At 73.2% G+C, this 15541-nt stretch carries 14 protein-coding genes and 1 riboswitch; of the genes, 10 read left to right on the forward strand and 4 right to left on the reverse strand.

Annotated elements, in window-relative coordinates:
• Nucleotides 1-34: 34 nt before the first annotated feature.
• Genes D6B71_RS02825 through D6B71_RS02840 form a run of 4 tightly spaced genes read left to right on the forward strand, consistent with a single transcriptional unit; the run spans nt 35 to nt 4177 of the window.
• Nucleotides 35-2422, forward strand: a complete 2388-nt coding sequence (locus D6B71_RS02825) for a nitric-oxide reductase large subunit (protein WP_121251716.1) — start codon at nt 35-37, stop codon at nt 2420-2422.
• On the forward strand, nt 2419-3060 hold the full coding sequence (locus tag D6B71_RS02830; RefSeq protein WP_121251718.1) for a hypothetical protein: 642 nt from the start codon (nt 2419-2421) through the stop codon (nt 3058-3060). Before D6B71_RS02825 ends, D6B71_RS02830 begins: the two co-directional genes overlap by 4 nt.
• A complete protein-coding gene (locus D6B71_RS02835; protein WP_121251720.1) occupies nt 3057-3887 on the forward strand; it encodes a slipin family protein in 831 nt (276 codons plus the stop codon). The genes D6B71_RS02830 and D6B71_RS02835 overlap by 4 nt, the downstream gene beginning before the upstream one ends.
• Nucleotides 3884-4177, forward strand: a complete 294-nt coding sequence (locus D6B71_RS02840) for a hypothetical protein (protein WP_121251722.1) — start codon at nt 3884-3886, stop codon at nt 4175-4177. Before D6B71_RS02835 ends, D6B71_RS02840 begins: the two co-directional genes overlap by 4 nt.
• Here D6B71_RS02840 and D6B71_RS02845 read toward each other — a convergent pair.
• Nucleotides 4158-4766 carry a GNAT family N-acetyltransferase gene (locus D6B71_RS02845; protein ID WP_121251931.1) on the reverse strand — a complete coding sequence of 203 codons (609 nt, stop codon included), beginning with the start codon at nt 4764-4766 and terminating at the stop codon, nt 4158-4160. The genes D6B71_RS02840 and D6B71_RS02845 overlap by 20 nt on opposite strands.
• Here D6B71_RS02845 and D6B71_RS02850 point away from each other — a divergent pair.
• The 5 genes from D6B71_RS02850 (at nt 4719) to D6B71_RS02870 (ending at nt 12004) form a co-directional block, all read left to right on the forward strand.
• Nucleotides 4719-5243, forward strand: coding sequence for a bifunctional adenosylcobinamide kinase/adenosylcobinamide-phosphate guanylyltransferase (locus tag D6B71_RS02850; RefSeq protein WP_121251724.1), 525 nt, complete (start codon nt 4719-4721; stop codon nt 5241-5243). The genes D6B71_RS02845 and D6B71_RS02850 overlap by 48 nt on opposite strands.
• Nucleotides 5234-5365: riboswitch (cobalamin riboswitch) on the forward strand. It overlaps the preceding gene by 10 nt.
• A 36-nt stretch (nt 5366-5401) precedes the next feature.
• Complete coding sequence (locus D6B71_RS02855; protein ID WP_121251726.1) at nt 5402-9022, forward strand: cobaltochelatase subunit CobN; 3621 nt, start codon at nt 5402-5404, stop codon at nt 9020-9022.
• A complete protein-coding gene (gene cobF, locus D6B71_RS02860; RefSeq protein ID WP_121251728.1) occupies nt 9019-9768 on the forward strand; it encodes a precorrin-6A synthase (deacetylating) in 750 nt (249 codons plus the stop codon). The genes D6B71_RS02855 and cobF overlap by 4 nt, the downstream gene beginning before the upstream one ends.
• A complete protein-coding gene (locus D6B71_RS02865) occupies nt 9765-11246 on the forward strand; it encodes a cobyric acid synthase (RefSeq protein ID WP_121251730.1) in 1482 nt (493 codons plus the stop codon). The genes cobF and D6B71_RS02865 overlap by 4 nt, the downstream gene beginning before the upstream one ends.
• Entirely contained in the window at nt 11243-12004 is a 762-nt protein-coding gene (locus D6B71_RS02870; protein WP_121251732.1) for a cobalt-precorrin-6A reductase, read from the forward strand. Before D6B71_RS02865 ends, D6B71_RS02870 begins: the two co-directional genes overlap by 4 nt.
• Here the strand turns inward: D6B71_RS02870 and D6B71_RS02875 are convergent.
• Both D6B71_RS02875 and D6B71_RS02880 read right to left on the reverse strand, forming a co-directional pair.
• Nucleotides 11955-12731, reverse strand: a complete 777-nt coding sequence (locus D6B71_RS02875; protein WP_121251734.1) for a CbtA family protein — start codon at nt 12729-12731, stop codon at nt 11955-11957. The two genes, D6B71_RS02870 and D6B71_RS02875, sit on opposite strands and share 50 nt — an antisense overlap.
• A gap of 13 nt (nt 12732-12744) precedes the next feature.
• The gene (locus D6B71_RS02880) at nt 12745-12972 is read right to left on the reverse strand and encodes a CbtB domain-containing protein (RefSeq protein WP_121251736.1); all 228 of its coding nucleotides are present in this window, start codon (nt 12970-12972) and stop codon (nt 12745-12747) included.
• A gap of 350 nt (nt 12973-13322) precedes the next feature.
• Here D6B71_RS02880 and D6B71_RS23715 point away from each other — a divergent pair, with 350 nt between their 5' ends.
• The gene (locus D6B71_RS23715; protein ID WP_121251738.1) at nt 13323-14012 is read left to right on the forward strand and encodes a (2Fe-2S) ferredoxin domain-containing protein; all 690 of its coding nucleotides are present in this window, start codon (nt 13323-13325) and stop codon (nt 14010-14012) included.
• A 15-nt stretch (nt 14013-14027) separates the two neighbouring features.
• On the opposite strand, the gene D6B71_RS02890 is transcribed toward D6B71_RS23715, so the two are convergent.
• Nucleotides 14028-15425 (reverse strand): DUF222 domain-containing protein, encoded by a 1398-nt coding sequence (locus D6B71_RS02890; RefSeq protein ID WP_121251740.1) that lies wholly within the window; start codon nt 15423-15425, stop codon nt 14028-14030.
• Nucleotides 15426-15541: the final 116 nt, after the last annotated feature.

The raw sequence follows: 15541 nt of genomic DNA on the forward strand, positions 1-15541 counted from the left end.
CGGGCCATCCGTCGAGGCATCGGGAGCCGCTGACATGACCTTGCACGCACGCGAAGCCGACCGCGCGGACCGCTCGGAGCTCAACCTCTCCAAGGGATGGGTCCAAGGCATCGCCCTGGTGATGATCTTCGGGTTCTTCGTGATGGGGATGCTTGCGGTCCGCACCTACACCGACTCGATGCCGCAGCCCGAGCGGGTGGTGGGCGAGGACGGCGAGACCGTCTACACCGGCGACGAGATCACCGCCGGCCAGCAGATCTTCCTGCGCCGCGGCCTGCAGCAGTACGGCTCGGTGATGGGGCACGGCGGCTACCTCGGCCCGGACTACACCGCCGAGTACCTCCGTCTGTCGGCCGAGGAGATCGAGGCCGCGATCGCGGAGTCCGGCGCCCAGGAGCCCAGCCGGGCCACCCGCGACATGCTCCGCGAGAACCGCTACGACGAGGACTCCGGTGAACTGGTGTTCACGCCCGAGCAGGTGGCGGCGTTCGAGGCCGTACGGGCGCACTACGCCGAGATCTTCGGCGAGGACAGCACCAAGTACGGCCTGATCCCCAAGGTGATCACCGACGAGCAGGAGATCCACGAGCTCACCGCGTTCTTCTCCTGGACCGCCTGGGCCGCAGCCGCGGAGCGCCCGGGCCACAGCTACTCCTACACGAACAACTGGCCCTCCGAGCCCCGCGTCGACAACGGGCCGACCGCCGACATCGTCGTGTGGTCCGGTCTCTCCCTCATCGCGCTGCTGGCCGGACTCGGCGGCCTCTTCGCCCTCTACGGCAGGTGGAGCCGACAGATCGGCTGGCATGCCACCGAACAGCCGGCGCTGGCCTTCCGACAGCCCGGCGACGTCGAGATCACCAAGGCCCAGAAGGTCACCGCCTGGTTCTTCTTCGTCGTCGCCGTGCTCTTCCTCGGCCAGACGCTGCTGGGGGCCGCGATCGAGCACTACCGAGCCGACCTGGCCAGCTTCTTCGGCATCGACCTGGCGCAGGTGCTGCCGTTCAACCTGGCGCGCACCTGGCACGTCCAGCTGTCGCTGTTCTGGACGGCGGCCTCGTTCCTGGCGGCGGGCGTCTTCCTCGCCCCGATCATCTCCGGCCGCGAGCCCCGCAACCAGCATCTGCTGACCTGGGGCCTGCTCGTGGCCGTCGCGATCGTGGTGTTCGGCTCCCTGGCCGGCGAGGCGGTCAGCATCTTCGGCGCCGACTGGGCGAAGGGGTCGATCTTCTTCGACCAGCAGTGGGAGTACCTCGACCTGCCACGGTTCTGGCAGGCGCTGCTGGTCGTCGGCCTGTTCTTGTGGATCGCGATCATCTACCGCGCGATCCGGGCCCGGCTCCAGACCGAGCACCGACTGAACATGCCGTGGCTGTTCTTCTACGCCGGCCTGGCGATCCCCGCGTTCTACGCCGTCGGCATGATCGCGCGCACCGACTCGCACCTGACCGTCGCGGAGTTCTGGCGGTTCTGGGTGGTCCACCTGTGGGTCGAGGACTTCCTCGAGCTGTTCACGACGGTGATGGTCGCCTACATCTTCGTGATGCTGGGGGTGGTGCGCCGCAAGATCGCGATCCAGATCATCTTCCTCGACGTGATCCTCTACTCCGCCGGCGGCGTGCTCGGCACGATGCACCATCTCTACTTCTCGGGCACCCCCGTGGAGCACATGGCGCTGGGCGCGTTCTTCTCCGCACTCGAGGTCATCCCGTTGACGTTCCTGACCGTGGAGGCCTGGACCTTCCTCCAGCTCGGCTCCCGGCAGCAGACCCGCAGCAGTGCCCCGTTCCCACACCGGTGGGCGGTGATGTTCCTGGTGGCCGTCGGCTTCTGGAACTTCGTCGGCGCCGGCGTCTTCGGCTTCCTGATCAACCTGCCGATCGTGTCCTACTACCAGATCGGCACCGCGCTGACCGCCAACCACGCGCACGGCGCGATGATGGGCGTCTACGGGATGATGGCCGTCGGCCTCGCGCTCTTCGCGCTGCGCTACATCGTCCCGGCCGCCAAGTGGCCCGACCGGATGGCCAAGGTCTCGTTCTGGTCGCTCAACATCGGCCTGGCCTGGATGGTCTTCGTGACGCTGCTGCCGCTCGGCGTGGTCCAACTGTGGCACTCGGTCAACGACGGCTACTACGAGGCCCGCACCCTGGGCTACCTCACCGAGCCCGGCAACGCGGTGCTCGAGTGGATGCGGATGCCCGGCGACGTGATCTTCCTGATCGGCGGCGTCCTGCCGTTCCTGTGGATCACCTGGCTGGGGGTGCGGCACGGCATCAAGGCGACCGCGACCACGCTGCCGCCGGAGACCCTCTACGTCGAGGAACACCCCGAGGCGGCCGAGGACCGCACCGGCCGACCCGGCGGTGTCGGCGGTCCCCGATACGCCTCCGACCGGCGCGAGGACGAGGCGAGCCCGTGAGCGGCGTGGGCGTGGAGATCTGGCTGGCCGGGGGCTACTGCATCGCCCTGGTCGGACTCGGGCACGTCATCGACATGCTCGCCCGACGCGCCGCCTCGACCGCCGAGGGTGGCGCCGCGTTCGGCTTCAGCTACCACGCCGACCACGACGCCTGGCGGTGCCCGCAGGACCAGTGGCTGTGGCCGCAGTCCTTCGACCCCGAGAACCGGGTGATGCGCTACCGGGGCACCCCGAGCGTCTGCAACGCCTGCCCGGTCAAGGACACCTGCACCACCTCCTCCTCGGGCCGCGAGATGCAGCGCGCGGTGGACACCTGGCCGGCGTCCGAGGCCGCCCGGTTCCACCGGGGCATCGCCTGCTCGGTCGTCCTGATGGGGTTGGTGTGGCCGGTGGCGATGGTCGCCACCGGGCCTCCGCCCGCGGGGCTGGCGGTGCTGGGCGGGTCCGTGGTCCTCGCCCTGCTGCTCAGCTGGCCGCTGTGGTCGCACCTGCGGCGCTCACCGGTGTTCCTGCCCGAGGGCATGGCCCACCGCACCCTCGACGCCACGCTGCTCGAGCGCGAGCAGCACGCGGCGTCGTGGCAGGCGCGGCGCTCGGTCTACCGTTCCGACCGCGGCGACCGGGAGGTGGCCTCGTGACCTGGCTGATCGCCGCACTGGTGGGCCTCGCCGTGCTGGTGCTGGCCGTCTCCTCGATCCGGATTCTCAAGGAGTACGAGCGCGGGGTCGCCTTCCGGCTCGGTCGGCTCCGCGGCGCACTGGGGCCCGGCCCGTGCCTGGTGCTGCCCGGACTCGACAAGATGCTGCGCGTCGACCTCCGTGTCGTCGCGCTGACGATCCCGCCCCAGGAGGTGATCACCCGCGACAACGTGCCGGCCCGGGTCAACGCGGTCGTGCTGTTCCGGGTGGTCGACCCGGTCCAGTCGGTGATGGCGGTCGAGAACCACGCGGTCGCCACCTCCCAGATCGCCCAGACCACCCTCCGCTCGGTGGTGGGCCGCGCCGACCTCGACACCCTCCTGGCCCACCGGGCCGACCTCAACGAGGACCTCGCGCAGTCGATCGCGGCACAGACCGGCCCGTGGGGGGTGGAGGTCGACGTGGTCGAGATCAAGGACGTCGAGATCCCCGAGGCGATGCAGCGGGCGATGGCCCGCGAGGCCGAGGCCGAGCGGGAGCGGCGGGCCAAGGTGATCAGCGCGCGCGGTGAGCTCCAGGCCTCCAAGGAGCTGCGCGACGCGGCGGCCACTCTGAGCGAGAGCCCGGCCAGCCTCCAGCTGCGCTACCTCCAGACGCTGCTGGAGCTCGGCGCCGACCAGAACTCCACCGTGGTCTTCCCCATCCCGATCGACATCGTCAGCCCGTTCCTCGACGCGGTCCGCTCGTCGAAGGAAGAGCCCCCGAGCGTCAACGGCCGCGGCCCCGTGCCTACCCCGTCACGCCCCCATGGAGAGGACGCCCGATGACCACCGATCCCGATCTGCACGAGCCCGCCGCCGGGCGTCAGATCACGCTCGAGCCGATGCGGCCGGGGCTGTGGCTGATCATCGGCGGTGCCGTGATCGCCGCGCTCGGACCGCTCTTCGGATTCCTGGTCGGCAGCATGATCGGCATCGACGACGACGCCGACCTCGACGCGATCTACCTCTACCTGTTCCTCGGCATCGTGGTCGGCGGGCTCGGGGTCGCGATGCTGCTGCTCGGCGTGCGCCGGATGCTGCGCGACCGCCGCGACGTCACAGCGTCCGGGTCATGAAGACGCTGTTCGGGTCCTCCACGTAGCTCCCGAACGGACCACAGGGCGCGAACCCGGCGCTGGCGTAGAGCGCCCGCGCCGCGGCGAAGAACTCCATGCTGCCGGTCTCGAGCGAGAGCCGGGAGACGCCGCGGTCGCGCGCGTCCTCGAGGAGGTGCCGCAGCAGCCGGCCGCCGATCCCCCGACCCCGGCAGGACGGGTCGGTGCGCATGCTCTTCAGCTCCTCGTGGCCGCCGGTGAGCGGCGCGAGGGCCCCGGTGGCGACGATCCGGTCCTCGGCGCGGACCACCCACATCCGGATGCCGGACCGCCGCAGGCCGTCGAGGTCGAGAGCGTGTCGGCTCTCGGGCGGGGCCGTGGGCGCCATCTCGTCGAGGTGCGCCTGGATGAAGTCGGCCAGGTCGCGGGCGGCGAGGTCGGCGGGCTCGATGGTCAGCTGCACGGCGTCATCCTGGCCGGCTGAGGTTTCGCCGGTGTTTCGGCGCCTTTCGCTAGCCTCGGCGCGCGGCTGACCCACGACGAGCGGGAGGACTGGCGGGCGATGAGGGTGCTGGTGACCGGCGGCGTACGGTCGGGCAAGTCCCGTCATGCCGAGGCACTGCTGTCCGAGGCGTCGGCGGTGACCTACGTGGCGCCCGGTCCGGTTCCCGACGCCGCGGCCGACCACGACTGGGCGGCCCGCGTCGCCGGGCACCGGGCCCGGCGCCCAGGCGGCTGGACGACGGTCGAGACCCGTGACCTCGCGGGGGCACTGACCGCACGGACGCCCGTTCTCGTCGACTGCCTGGGCACCTGGGTCACCGGGGTGCTCGACGATCGCGGCCTCTGGGAGAGGCCGGCTGACGAGGTGACCGCACTGCTCGCCGACCTGGCCGAGGAGGTGGCTGCGGCGATCCAGGGGCGCGACGACGTCGTGCTCGTCACCAACGAGGTAGGCCTCGGCGTCGTCCCTGCGCACCGCTCCGGCCGGCTCTTCCGCGACCTTCTGGGCCTGGTGAACCAGCGCATCGGCGCGGCGGTCGAGGAGGTCCACCTGGTCGTGGCCGGCCGCGTGCTGCGGCTGTGACCGCGTAGGGTTCGGCCCACACATCCTTCGGTGCAGGAACCCGGTGCGACTCCGGGGCGGTTCCGCCACTGTGACCCGGCTTCGGCCGGCAGCCAGATACTCGCCCAGGGTGGTCCGACCGCTACACGGGGCGAGAACCCCGGAGGAGGAACCGGCCGATGGCCGCGTCCACACGCATCTGCCTGCTCTCGACGTCCGACACCGACCTGCTGTCCGCCCGGGCCAGCGGCGCGACGTACGTCCTGGCCAACCCCGCCCGCAGCACCGAAGCCGAGCTCGAGGCCTGCGTCGCGGACGCCGACCTGGTCGTGGTCCGGCAGCTCGGCTCCCCCGACGACCTGTGGCCCGGCCTCGCCGGGCTCCGCACCGCGGGCACCCCCGCGGTCGTCCTGGGCGGCGAGCAGCAGCCCAGCGCGGAGCTGATGGAGCTGTCCAGCGTGCCGATCGGGGTCGCCGCCCAGGCGCACCGCTACCTGGCGGAGGGCGGACCCGCCAACCTGGCCCAGCTGCACGCCTTCCTCTCCGACACCGTGCTGCTCACCGGGGAGGGCTTCGAGCCACCGCTCGCCATCCCGGCCTGGGGGTACGCCGAGCGGCCCGGGCCGGCCGACGACTCGCTGCCCCGGGTCGGGATCCTCTACTACCGGGCCCACCAGGCCAGCGGGAACACCGGCTTCGCCCACGCCCTGGCCGACGCCGTCGACGCGACCGGCGAGGCGGTCGCGGTGCCTATCTTCGCCGGCTCGCTGCGCAGTGCCCCCGACGACCTCTTCGAGGCACTCGGCGACCTGGACGCACTGGTGGTCACGGTGCTCGCGGCCGGCGGCAGCGTGCCCGCCTCGGCGGGCGCCGGCGGCGACGACGAGACCTGGGACGTGGAGCGGATCGCCGCCCTCGACATCCCCGTGCTCCAGGGCCTCTGCCTGACCAGCAGCCGGGCCGAGTGGGAGGCCAGCGACGACGGCGTCTCCCCGCTCGACTCCGCCAACCAGGTCGCGATCCCCGAGTTCGACGCCCGGATCATCACCGTGCCGTTCTCGTTCAAGGAGACCGGCGACGACGGCCTGCCCCGCTACGTCGCCGACCCCGAGCGCTGCCGCCGGGTCGCCGAGATCGCGGTCAACCACGCCCGGCTGCGGCACCTGCCGAACGCCGAGAAGCGAGTGGCGATCGTGCTCTCGGCCTATCCGACCAAGCACGCCCGGATCGGCAACGCGGTCGGCCTCGACACCCCGGTGTCGGTGGTCCGGCTGCTGCGACGACTGCGCGAGGCGGGCTACGACCTCGGGGCACCCAGGTCGGTGCCCGGGCTGTACCTCGCCGATGACACCGAGGCTGGCGACGCGCTGATCCACGCGATGATCGCGGCCGGCGGACAGGACGAGGAGTGGCTGACCTCCGGGCAGCTCACCGACGCGCACGTGCGGATCCCCGCCGAGCGCTACGTCCGGTGGACCGGGGACCTGCCGGCGGCGCTGCGGGAGTCGATGGAGGAGGCGTGGGGCGCGGCCCCGGGCAGCCTGTTCGTCAACGACGCCGGCGAGCTCGTGCTGGCGACGCTGGTGGCCGGCAACGTGGTGCTGATGATCCAGCCGCCGCGCGGGTTCGGGGAGAACCCGGTCGCGATCTACCACGACCCCGACCTGGCGCCCACCCACCACTACCTCGCGGCGTACCGCTGGCTGGAGGCGCCGGAGGACGACGGCGGGTTCGGCGCGCACGCGGTCGTGCACGTCGGCAAGCACGGCTCGCTGGAGTGGCTGCCCGGCAAGAACGCCGGGCTGTCGGCGGCGTGCGGCACCGACGCCGTGCTGGGCAGCCTGCCGCTGTTCTACCCATTCCTGGTGAACGACCCCGGCGAGGGGGCGCAGGCCAAGCGGCGGGCCCACGCCACGATCGTCGACCACCTGGTGCCGCCGATGGCGCGGGCGGAGACCTACGGCGACGTGGCCCGGCTCGAGCAGCTGCTCGACGAGCACGGCAACATCGCGGCGATGGACCCGGCCAAGCTGCCGGCGATCCGCGGCGAGATCTGGGCGCTGATGCGGGCCGCGGAGATGCACCGCGACCTCGGCCTCGACGAGCGGCCCGACGACGAGGAGTTCGACGACTTCCTGCTGCACGTCGACGGCTGGCTGTGCGAGATCAAGGACGTCCAGATCCGCGACGGCCTGCACGTGCTGGGTCAGCCGCCGACCGGCGAGGCGCTGGTCAACCTGGTGCTCGCAGTGCTGCGCGCGGCGCAGGTCTGGGGCGGAGTCGGCAATGCGGTGCCGGGACTGCGGGCCGCGCTTGGTCTACGCGAGGGAGCGAACACCGTCGAGGTCGACGCGTTCGAGGCCCGGGCGCGGGAGCTGGTCACCGCACTCGCCGAGTCAGGCTGGGACCCGGCCGCGGTGGACGGTCTGCACGAGGACCCGGCGGTCCGGGCGGCGTTGCGGTTCGCGGCGTCGGAGGTGGTGCCCCGGCTGGCAGCGACCACCGACGAGCTGGATCGGCTGCTGCACGCCCTCGACGGCGGGTTCGTGCCGGCTGGCCCGTCGGGTTCGCCGCTGCGCGGCCTGGTCAACGTGCTCCCCACCGGTCGCAACTTCTACACCGTCGACCCGCGGGCGGTGCCGTCGCGGCTGGCCTGGCAGACCGGGCAGGCGATGGCCGAGTCGCTGGTGCGGCGCTACCTCGACGAGACCGGCGAGCACCCCACGTCGGTGGGCCTGTCGGTGTGGGGCACCAGCGCGATGCGCACCTCCGGCGACGACGTGGCCGAGGTGCTGGCGCTGCTGGGCGTCCGGCCGGTGTGGGACGAGGTGTCGCGGCGGGTGGGCGAGCTGGCGGTGATCGACCTCGAGGAGCTCGGCCGGCCGCGCATCGACGTGACGGTTCGGATCTCCGGGTTCTTCCGCGACGCGTTCCCGCACGTGGTGGCGATGCTCGACGACGCGGTCCGGCTGGTCGCCGACCTCGACGAGCCCGACGAGCTGAACTTCGTGCGCGCCCACGCCCGCGCCGCGCTGACCGAGCACGGCGACGCCCGGCGGGCGACGACCCGGATCTTCGGCTCGAAGCCGGGCTCCTACGGCGCCGGCATCCTGCAGGCGGTGGAGTCGGGGTCCTGGCGCGACGACGCCGACCTCGCCGAGGTCTACACGGCATGGGGCGGCTTCGCCTACGGCCGGGGACTCGACGGTGCGCCGGCCGCGGACGACATGCGGGCGGCGTACCGGCGGATCAAGGTGGCGGCGAAGAACGTCGACAGCACCGAGCACGACATCGCCGACTCCGACGACTACTTCCAGTACCACGGCGGGATGATCGCGACGGTACGGGCGCTGACCGGCGCGGACCCGAAGGCGTACGTCGGTGACTCGACGTCGCCGGACGCCGTGCGCACCCGGACGCTCCAGGAGGAGACGAACCGGGTGTTCCGGGCGCGGGTGGTGAACCCGCGCTGGATCGCGGCGATGCAGCGGCACGGCTACAAGGGCGCGTTCGAGCTGGCCGCGACGGTGGACTACCTGTTCGGGTTCGACGCCACCGCTGGGGTCGTGCACGACTGGATGTATGAGTCGCTGGCCGGCTCCTATGTGCTCGACGAGACCAACCAGGAGTTCCTCAGGCGCTCGAACCCGTGGGCCCTGCGCGGCATCGTCGAGCGGCTGCACGAGGCGGCCGAGCGGGGGTTGTGGGCCGAACCGGACCCCGAGACGCTCGCCTCGATGCAGAAGGTCTACCTGGAGGTCGAGGGCGACCTCGAGGACGGCGCTGGGAATGGGGCATGACGCACGTGCACGTAGTGGGCCTCGGCATGGGGCCCCAGCACCTGACCGTCGAGGGCGCCGCGGCGCTCCGGGCCGCCGACTACGTGCTGGCGGCCCGCAAGGGCGACGTCGACGAGCTGCTGGAGGTGCGCCGCGCGGTCTGCGCCGACCACGGCGTGACGCTGGTGGAGGTGGCCGACCCCGAGCGGGACCGTGACCAGGCGGCCGACTACCCCGCGGCGGTGCGCGACTGGCACGCGGCGCGGGTGGCTGCGTACGCCGCGGAGCTGGGGGCGCGGGGCGGCACGGCGGCGTTCCTGGTGTGGGGCGACCCGTCGCTCTACGACTCGACGCTGCGGGTGCTGGAGCAGGTGGCCGACCGCGTGCCGCTCACCTGGGACGTGGTGCCGGGCATCAGTGCGCCGCAGGTGCTGGCCGCGCGGCACCGGGTGGTGCTGCACGAGGTGGGCCAGCCGGTGCACCTGACCACGGCGCGGCGGCTGCCCGAGGCGCTGGCGTGCGGGCAGAGGAACGTGCTGGTGATGCTCGGCTCCGAGGGCAGCCTGGGGGCGCTCGAGGCGCTGGCGGACTGGTCGATCTGGTGGGGGGCGAACCTCGGGGCGGCCGGTGAGCGGCTGGTGGCCGGCCGGGTCAGCGAGGTGCTGGGCGAGGTGCGGACGGCGCGGGCGGCGGCGCGGGCGGCGGCCGGCTGGGTGATGGACGCCTACCTGCTGCGGGCTCCCTCGGCGGGCGAGGCGGTGGCGTGAGCGGGCTGCTGGTGGCCGGCACCACCTCGGACGCCGGTAAGTCGGTGGTGACCACCGGCCTGTGCCGGGCGTTCGCGCGGCGGGGTGTGCGGGTGGCGCCGTTCAAGGCGCAGAACATGTCGAACAACTCGATGGTGTGCCACTCCCCCGGCGACGAGCCTGGCGAGATCGGGCGCGCCCAGTGGGTGCAGGCGCTCGCGGCGCGGGTGGCGCCGGAGCCGGCGATGAACCCGGTGCTGCTCAAGCCGGGCTCTGACCGTCGCAGCCACGTCGTGGTCATGGGGCAGCCCGCCGGGGAGGTGTCGGCGACCGACTTCGCGACCGGCCGGCGACATCTCGCGGCGGCCGCGCACGCGGCGTACGACGACCTGGCGGCGCGCTTCGAGGTGGTGGTCGCAGAGGGGGCCGGCAGCCCGGCGGAGATCAACCTGCGGGCCGGCGACTACGTGAACCTGGGGCTGGCGCGGCACGCCGACCTGCCGGTCGTGGTGGTGGGCGACATCGACCGGGGCGGGCTGTTCGCATCGCTGGTCGGCACGGTGGCGCTGCTGGAGCCGGCCGACCAGGCGCTGGTGGCGGGGTTCGTGGTGAACCGGTTCCGCGGCGATCTGGGGCTGCTGCGGCCGGGGCTGGAGCGGCTCGGCGAGCTGACCGGGCGGCCGGTGCACGGCGTGCTGCCGTGGCACCCGGACCTGTGGCTGGACTCCGAGGACGCACTCGACCTGGAGGGGCGGCGCGGCCGGACCGGGGCGCCGGTGCGGGTGGCGGTGGTGCGGCTGCCGCGGATCAGCAACTTCACCGACGTCGACGCCCTGGGTCTGGAGCCGGAGCTGGACGTCGTCTTCGCCTCGAGCCCGCGCGACCTGGCCGACGCCCACCTGGTGGTGCTGCCGGGTACCCGGGCGACGCTGGCCGACCTGGAGTGGCTGCGCTCGCGGGGCCTGGACGCCGCGATCGCGGCGCACGTGCGGGCGGGGCGGCCGCTGCTGGGCATCTGCGGTGGCTTCCAGATGCTGGGGGTCGAGGTGTGCGACCCGGACGGGGTGGAGGGGCCGGTCGGGGCGTCGGCGCCGGGTTTGGGCCTGCTGGACGTGCGCACGACGTTCGCGGCCGAGAAGGTGCTGCGGCTGCCGTCGGGGGCGGCGCTGGGGGCGCCGGCGGGCGGCTACGAGATCCACCACGGCCGGGTGGAGCGGGCGGACGGGACCGAGGAGTTCCTCGGTGGGGCCCGGGCGGGCCTGGTGTTCGGGACGATGTGGCACGGCAGCCTGGAGGGCGACGCGTTCCGGGCGGCGTTCCTGGCCGAGGTGGCCGGGCTGGGGCCGTCGGGGGTGCGGTTCGGGGCGGCGCGGGAGCGGCGGCTGGACCTGCTGGGCGACCTGGTCGAGGAGCACCTCGACGTCGGCGCGCTGCTGGCGTTGGCGCGCGAGGGTGCTCCGGCGGGGCTGCCGACGCTCACGCTGGGGCTGCAGCGGTGAGGGTGCTGCTGCTGGGCGGCACCGGGGAGGCGCGGGATCTGGCGGCGCTGCTGGTCGAGGCGGGGGTCGAGGTGACCTCGTCGCTGGCGGGGCGGGTGGCGCGGCCGCGGCTGCCGGTGGGGCCGGTGCGGATCGGTGGGTTCGGGGGCGTGCCGGGGCTGCGCGCGGCGCTGGCGGCGTACGACGTGGTGGTCGACGCGACGCACCCGTTCGCGGCGACGATCAGCGCGCATGCGGTCGAGGCGTGCGCGGAGGAGTCGGTGCCGCTGCTGCGGCTGGAGCGGCCGGGCTGGGATCCGGACCCGGCATGGCACCGGGTGGCGTCGCATGCGGAGGCGGCGGTGCGGGCCGGTGAGCTGGGGCGACGGCCGTTCCTGACGGTGGGCCGGCAGGAGCTGGCGACGTTCGTGCCGGAGCTGGGTGGGCTGGCGGTGCTGGCCCGGGTGGTCGACGCACCGGAGATCGAGGTGCCGGCGGCGTGGCGGCTGCTGCCGAGCCGGGGGCCCTACACGGTGGAGGGCGACCTGGCGGTGATGCGCGGGCATGGCGCGGACGTGCTGGTGACGAAGGACTCGGGCGGTGCGCTGACGCGGCCGAAGCTGGAGGCGGCGGCGCTGCTCGGCGTACCGGTGGTCGTGGTGGCGCGGCCGGAGCCGGACCCGCGGACGTCGGTGGTCGACGCCGCGGGCCCGGCCCTGGAGTGGGTGCTCAGGCAGTCGCGCGAGACCGGGACTCGAGGCGGCCGAGCAGCCAGGTGAGGGCGACGCCGAGGGCCGCCCACAGGGCGGTCTGGGTGAGCAGCGCGGAGAGGCGGAACTCCCAGAGCACGTCGGCGGGGAAGGCACCGATCTCGTTGACGGTCGGCATCGCGAGGGCGGCGACGGCGACCACGGCGACGTACGCCGTCCCGGCGGCGACGACGGCCTGGTGGCCGCCGAGGCGCGGGGCGAGGGCTCCGGCGAGTGCGACCACGGCGACCATCGCGACGACCGAGATCAGCACGAAGGCGAAGTAGGACGCGGTGCGCGAGCCGATGGTGTTGGCGCTGCCGACCGCGGGTGGGGCGGCGGGGTACTTCAGGAACGGCAGCAGCGAGTAGGCGACGAAGCCGAGTGCGGTGACCAGCGCGGTGGAGCCGACCAGCGAGAGCCGGCCGAGGCGGCCGGCGACGCCGGCCGCGACGAGCGCGACGATGCCGCCGAGGGCGACGCCGACGGCGATGGTGGCGGTGGCCAGCCCCCAGGTCTTCTGGGTGGTGCGGCTGATGCCGCCTCCGGCGTCGTCGCCGTGGCTGTGGGCTGTGCCGGCGTGGTCGTGCGTGTGGCCGGCTGTTGGGTCGGGTGCTGCGGCGGGTGCCGCGGTGGCCTCGAGGGCGATGGCGTCGTCGATGGGTGGTTCGCCGACGGTGTAGCCGACGACGAAGGCGAAGGCGCCGGCGATGAGGCCGGCGAGCAGGCCGCGGACGAGGAAGCTGCGGGCGGTCATGGTGCGGCCGCCGTCAGTGGCAGGGGTAGCCGAGCAGGTGCCGGCCGTCGTGGACCCATTCGTGGATCGCGGTCCCGGCGGGGATCGAGATCGCGCCTTGGTCGGCGCTGACGAAGAAGAGGACCAGGAGGCTGAGCAGGCCGACGAAGAGCGCCCAGGGGGCGAGCTCGCGGAGGTCGACGGTGGGGACGTCGGGGAGCGTCGGGGCGCCGGTGAGCGGCGCCGCAGCAGTGTGCGACATGTGAGTGTTCTCCTCAGGGTGATGCGCCCTGGTGGTGGGATGAGAACGAGTGCCCGGGTCTGACTTCACCGCCGAGGCGGTGTCACAGCAGCGCGACTGTGCCGGATTCTCACCGGCTTCCATTGGCATTCGCTGGCCGCAGCCTACGGGTCGGGCGGCGGGGCCGCATCTGTGGCTCGCCGGCTGGTACGTTGCCGGCGCCGTGGCAAGCGGGAAGCCGGTTCGAGGCCGGCGCGGCCGTCGCCACTGTGAGCGTCCTGGGTGCCTGCTGATCTGCAGGGAGCGCCGGGGGGTGAGCCAGGATCCGGCTGCGGCGGTTGCGTTCTGCGAGCCCGTGGGCGGTTGTTGTGGTGACGGTTCAGGTGGTGGTCGGCACGTCTCCGGCGGATGCGGCGCGTCGGGGTGAGTTGGTGGCGTTGGCTGGGCGGGTGGGGGCGGAGCTGGCGTTCCTGCAGCTGGCGTCGCCGGGGTTGTCGGAGGTGTTGGACCGGCTGGCTGCTTCCGGCGTGGAGCGCGTGGTGCTGGTCGGGGTGGGTGATGTGTCGGGGCCGGGGGTGTCGTGGTTGCGGCGGGTGGCGGCGGACTGGTGGCGTGGGTTTGGTGAGGGGGCACCGGTGGTGGCGACCGCGTCGTCGTTCCTGGTGGACGAGGCGGAGTGGGCTGGTCTCGTGGCGCGGGCCCGTCCGATCACCGACGGTGGGCCGGGGTTGAGGTCGCCGGTGTGGGAGGAGCCGCCGGCGCATCGGCATCAGGTGTTGGTCTGCCGGGGGCCGCGGTGTACGGCGGCGGGGTCGGCCGGGACGTGGCGGGCGCTGGTGTTGGCGTTGATGGCGGCGGGCTTGGGTGATGACGACGTGTTGGTGACGCAGACGGGTTGCTTGTTCCCGTGCAACCGGGCGCCGGTGGTCTCGGTGCAGCCCGATGACGTCTGGTACTCCCGTGTGGACGAGGCCGCGACCGCGGAGGTCGTCGCGGAGCACCTGGTGGGGGGCGCTCCGGTGGCGCGGCTCCGGTTGCGTCGGGAACCACGGGACGGGTGAGGCTGCGCTCCCCCGCTACTCGCGGGCGGGTGGTGGGAGGGCTGGTGGTGCCTGACTGCGGTAGGTGTGGCCGGTGGGGGTGGTGGTCTCGATGGTGTGGTGGCTGGGGCGGGGGTCGGTGACCCTTGTTCGCCAGCCGGGGGTCTCTTTGACCAGGTTGTGGGGCTTGCAGGCTCCTTGGGCGTTCTCCCGGGTGGTTTGGCCGCCGTCGGCGAACCGTTCGGCGTGGTCGCCCTCGTCGATCCGGGCGTCGCAGAACGGGCTGCGGCAGTGCTGGTCGCGCCACCGGATGAACCCGAGGTCGGCGGTGTTGTAGAAGCGCCGGGTGGGGTCGCTGGCGGTGACGACACCGGTGGCGGGGTCGGTGAAGATCCGCCGCAGCCACACCGGCGCGCCGGCGGTGTGGATGAGATCGCGGACCGTCTGGGCGGGGACCACGCTCCCGTCGGCGGTCCGGGCCGGCCGGTCAGGTGCGAGACCAGCGCCGAGGAGGGTCTCGGGGGTCATCACCAGCCCCACCTCGACCGGCACCGCGTCCGCAGCGGCCTGGCCGGTGAGCCGCTGCACGAACACGTCGGCCTCGATCTGCGCCACGCTCCGCTCATCACCGGCGGCCTTGATGGCCTTCGCGGCGGCGCTCAGGCTGGCCTTGCACGCCACCCCTTGAGCCACCGGGACGGTGCCGGTGACGTGGACCATCGTGTCCGGCGTGGGCCGGGTGGTCACCCGGCGGTCTCTCGCAGCCTTCGCGGCGCGACGTACGACGGCTTCGGCGTCGAGCTCGGCGGCCAGCGCCTGCGCGGCGGCCTCGACCCGCCTGGGCGTGAGGCCGAGGATGAAGGGGTCGGTGATCTCCCCGGTGACGGGGTCGACGGTCGTGGCAGCGAGGCGGGCGTCGACGATGCCGCGGTCCTCGCGGGTGAGGCAGGCGGTCTCGCGGACCAGGATGGTCGCGGTCCACTCGCTGATCAGCCCACCGGCGAGCAGAGAGCCGGTGTGGGGCATCTCGACCAGGGCGTGGGCGAACCCCAGCCACCGACCCCCTTGACGGGTGGGGCAGCCGCGGGCGAGGGCGACCTGGTCGCCGATCCCGCGGCCCAGGCGGCGGGCCGGCACCCCGGCCGCTTCCTGCTGGGCCAGCTGGGAGGCCTCGAACCCGCGGGTGATCCGCGCCTGCAGGCCCGCGGCGGCGCCCTTGATCCGCTCCAACAACGCCAGCTGGTCGACCCGAGTCGCGTCCGCGGCCTTGGTCTGCTCGGGGACGTCGGCCATGTTGGCCAGCTGCTCCAGCATCGCCTCCAGCTCGACCCGCGCCGGGTCGCCCGCCAGCGTCCACTCCTCGAAGACCCACGTCGCATCGGCAGGGTCCACCAGCACCCGATCGGGGGGCTGCGGAGTCGTGGTCTCGGTCATAGAGCTAGTGAAACAGAGGCCACCGACAGTGGTCTCAGTGTGCGCCGGTCGCCTGTGTAGAGCGCATGTTCGATGCCGTTAGTGATCGCGTGCGACGCCCGAGCCACCCTCCGTTG

This window comes from Nocardioides ferulae (assembly GCF_003660455.1).
Taxonomy (GTDB): Bacteria; Actinomycetota; Actinomycetes; order Propionibacteriales; family Nocardioidaceae; genus Nocardioides; species Nocardioides ferulae.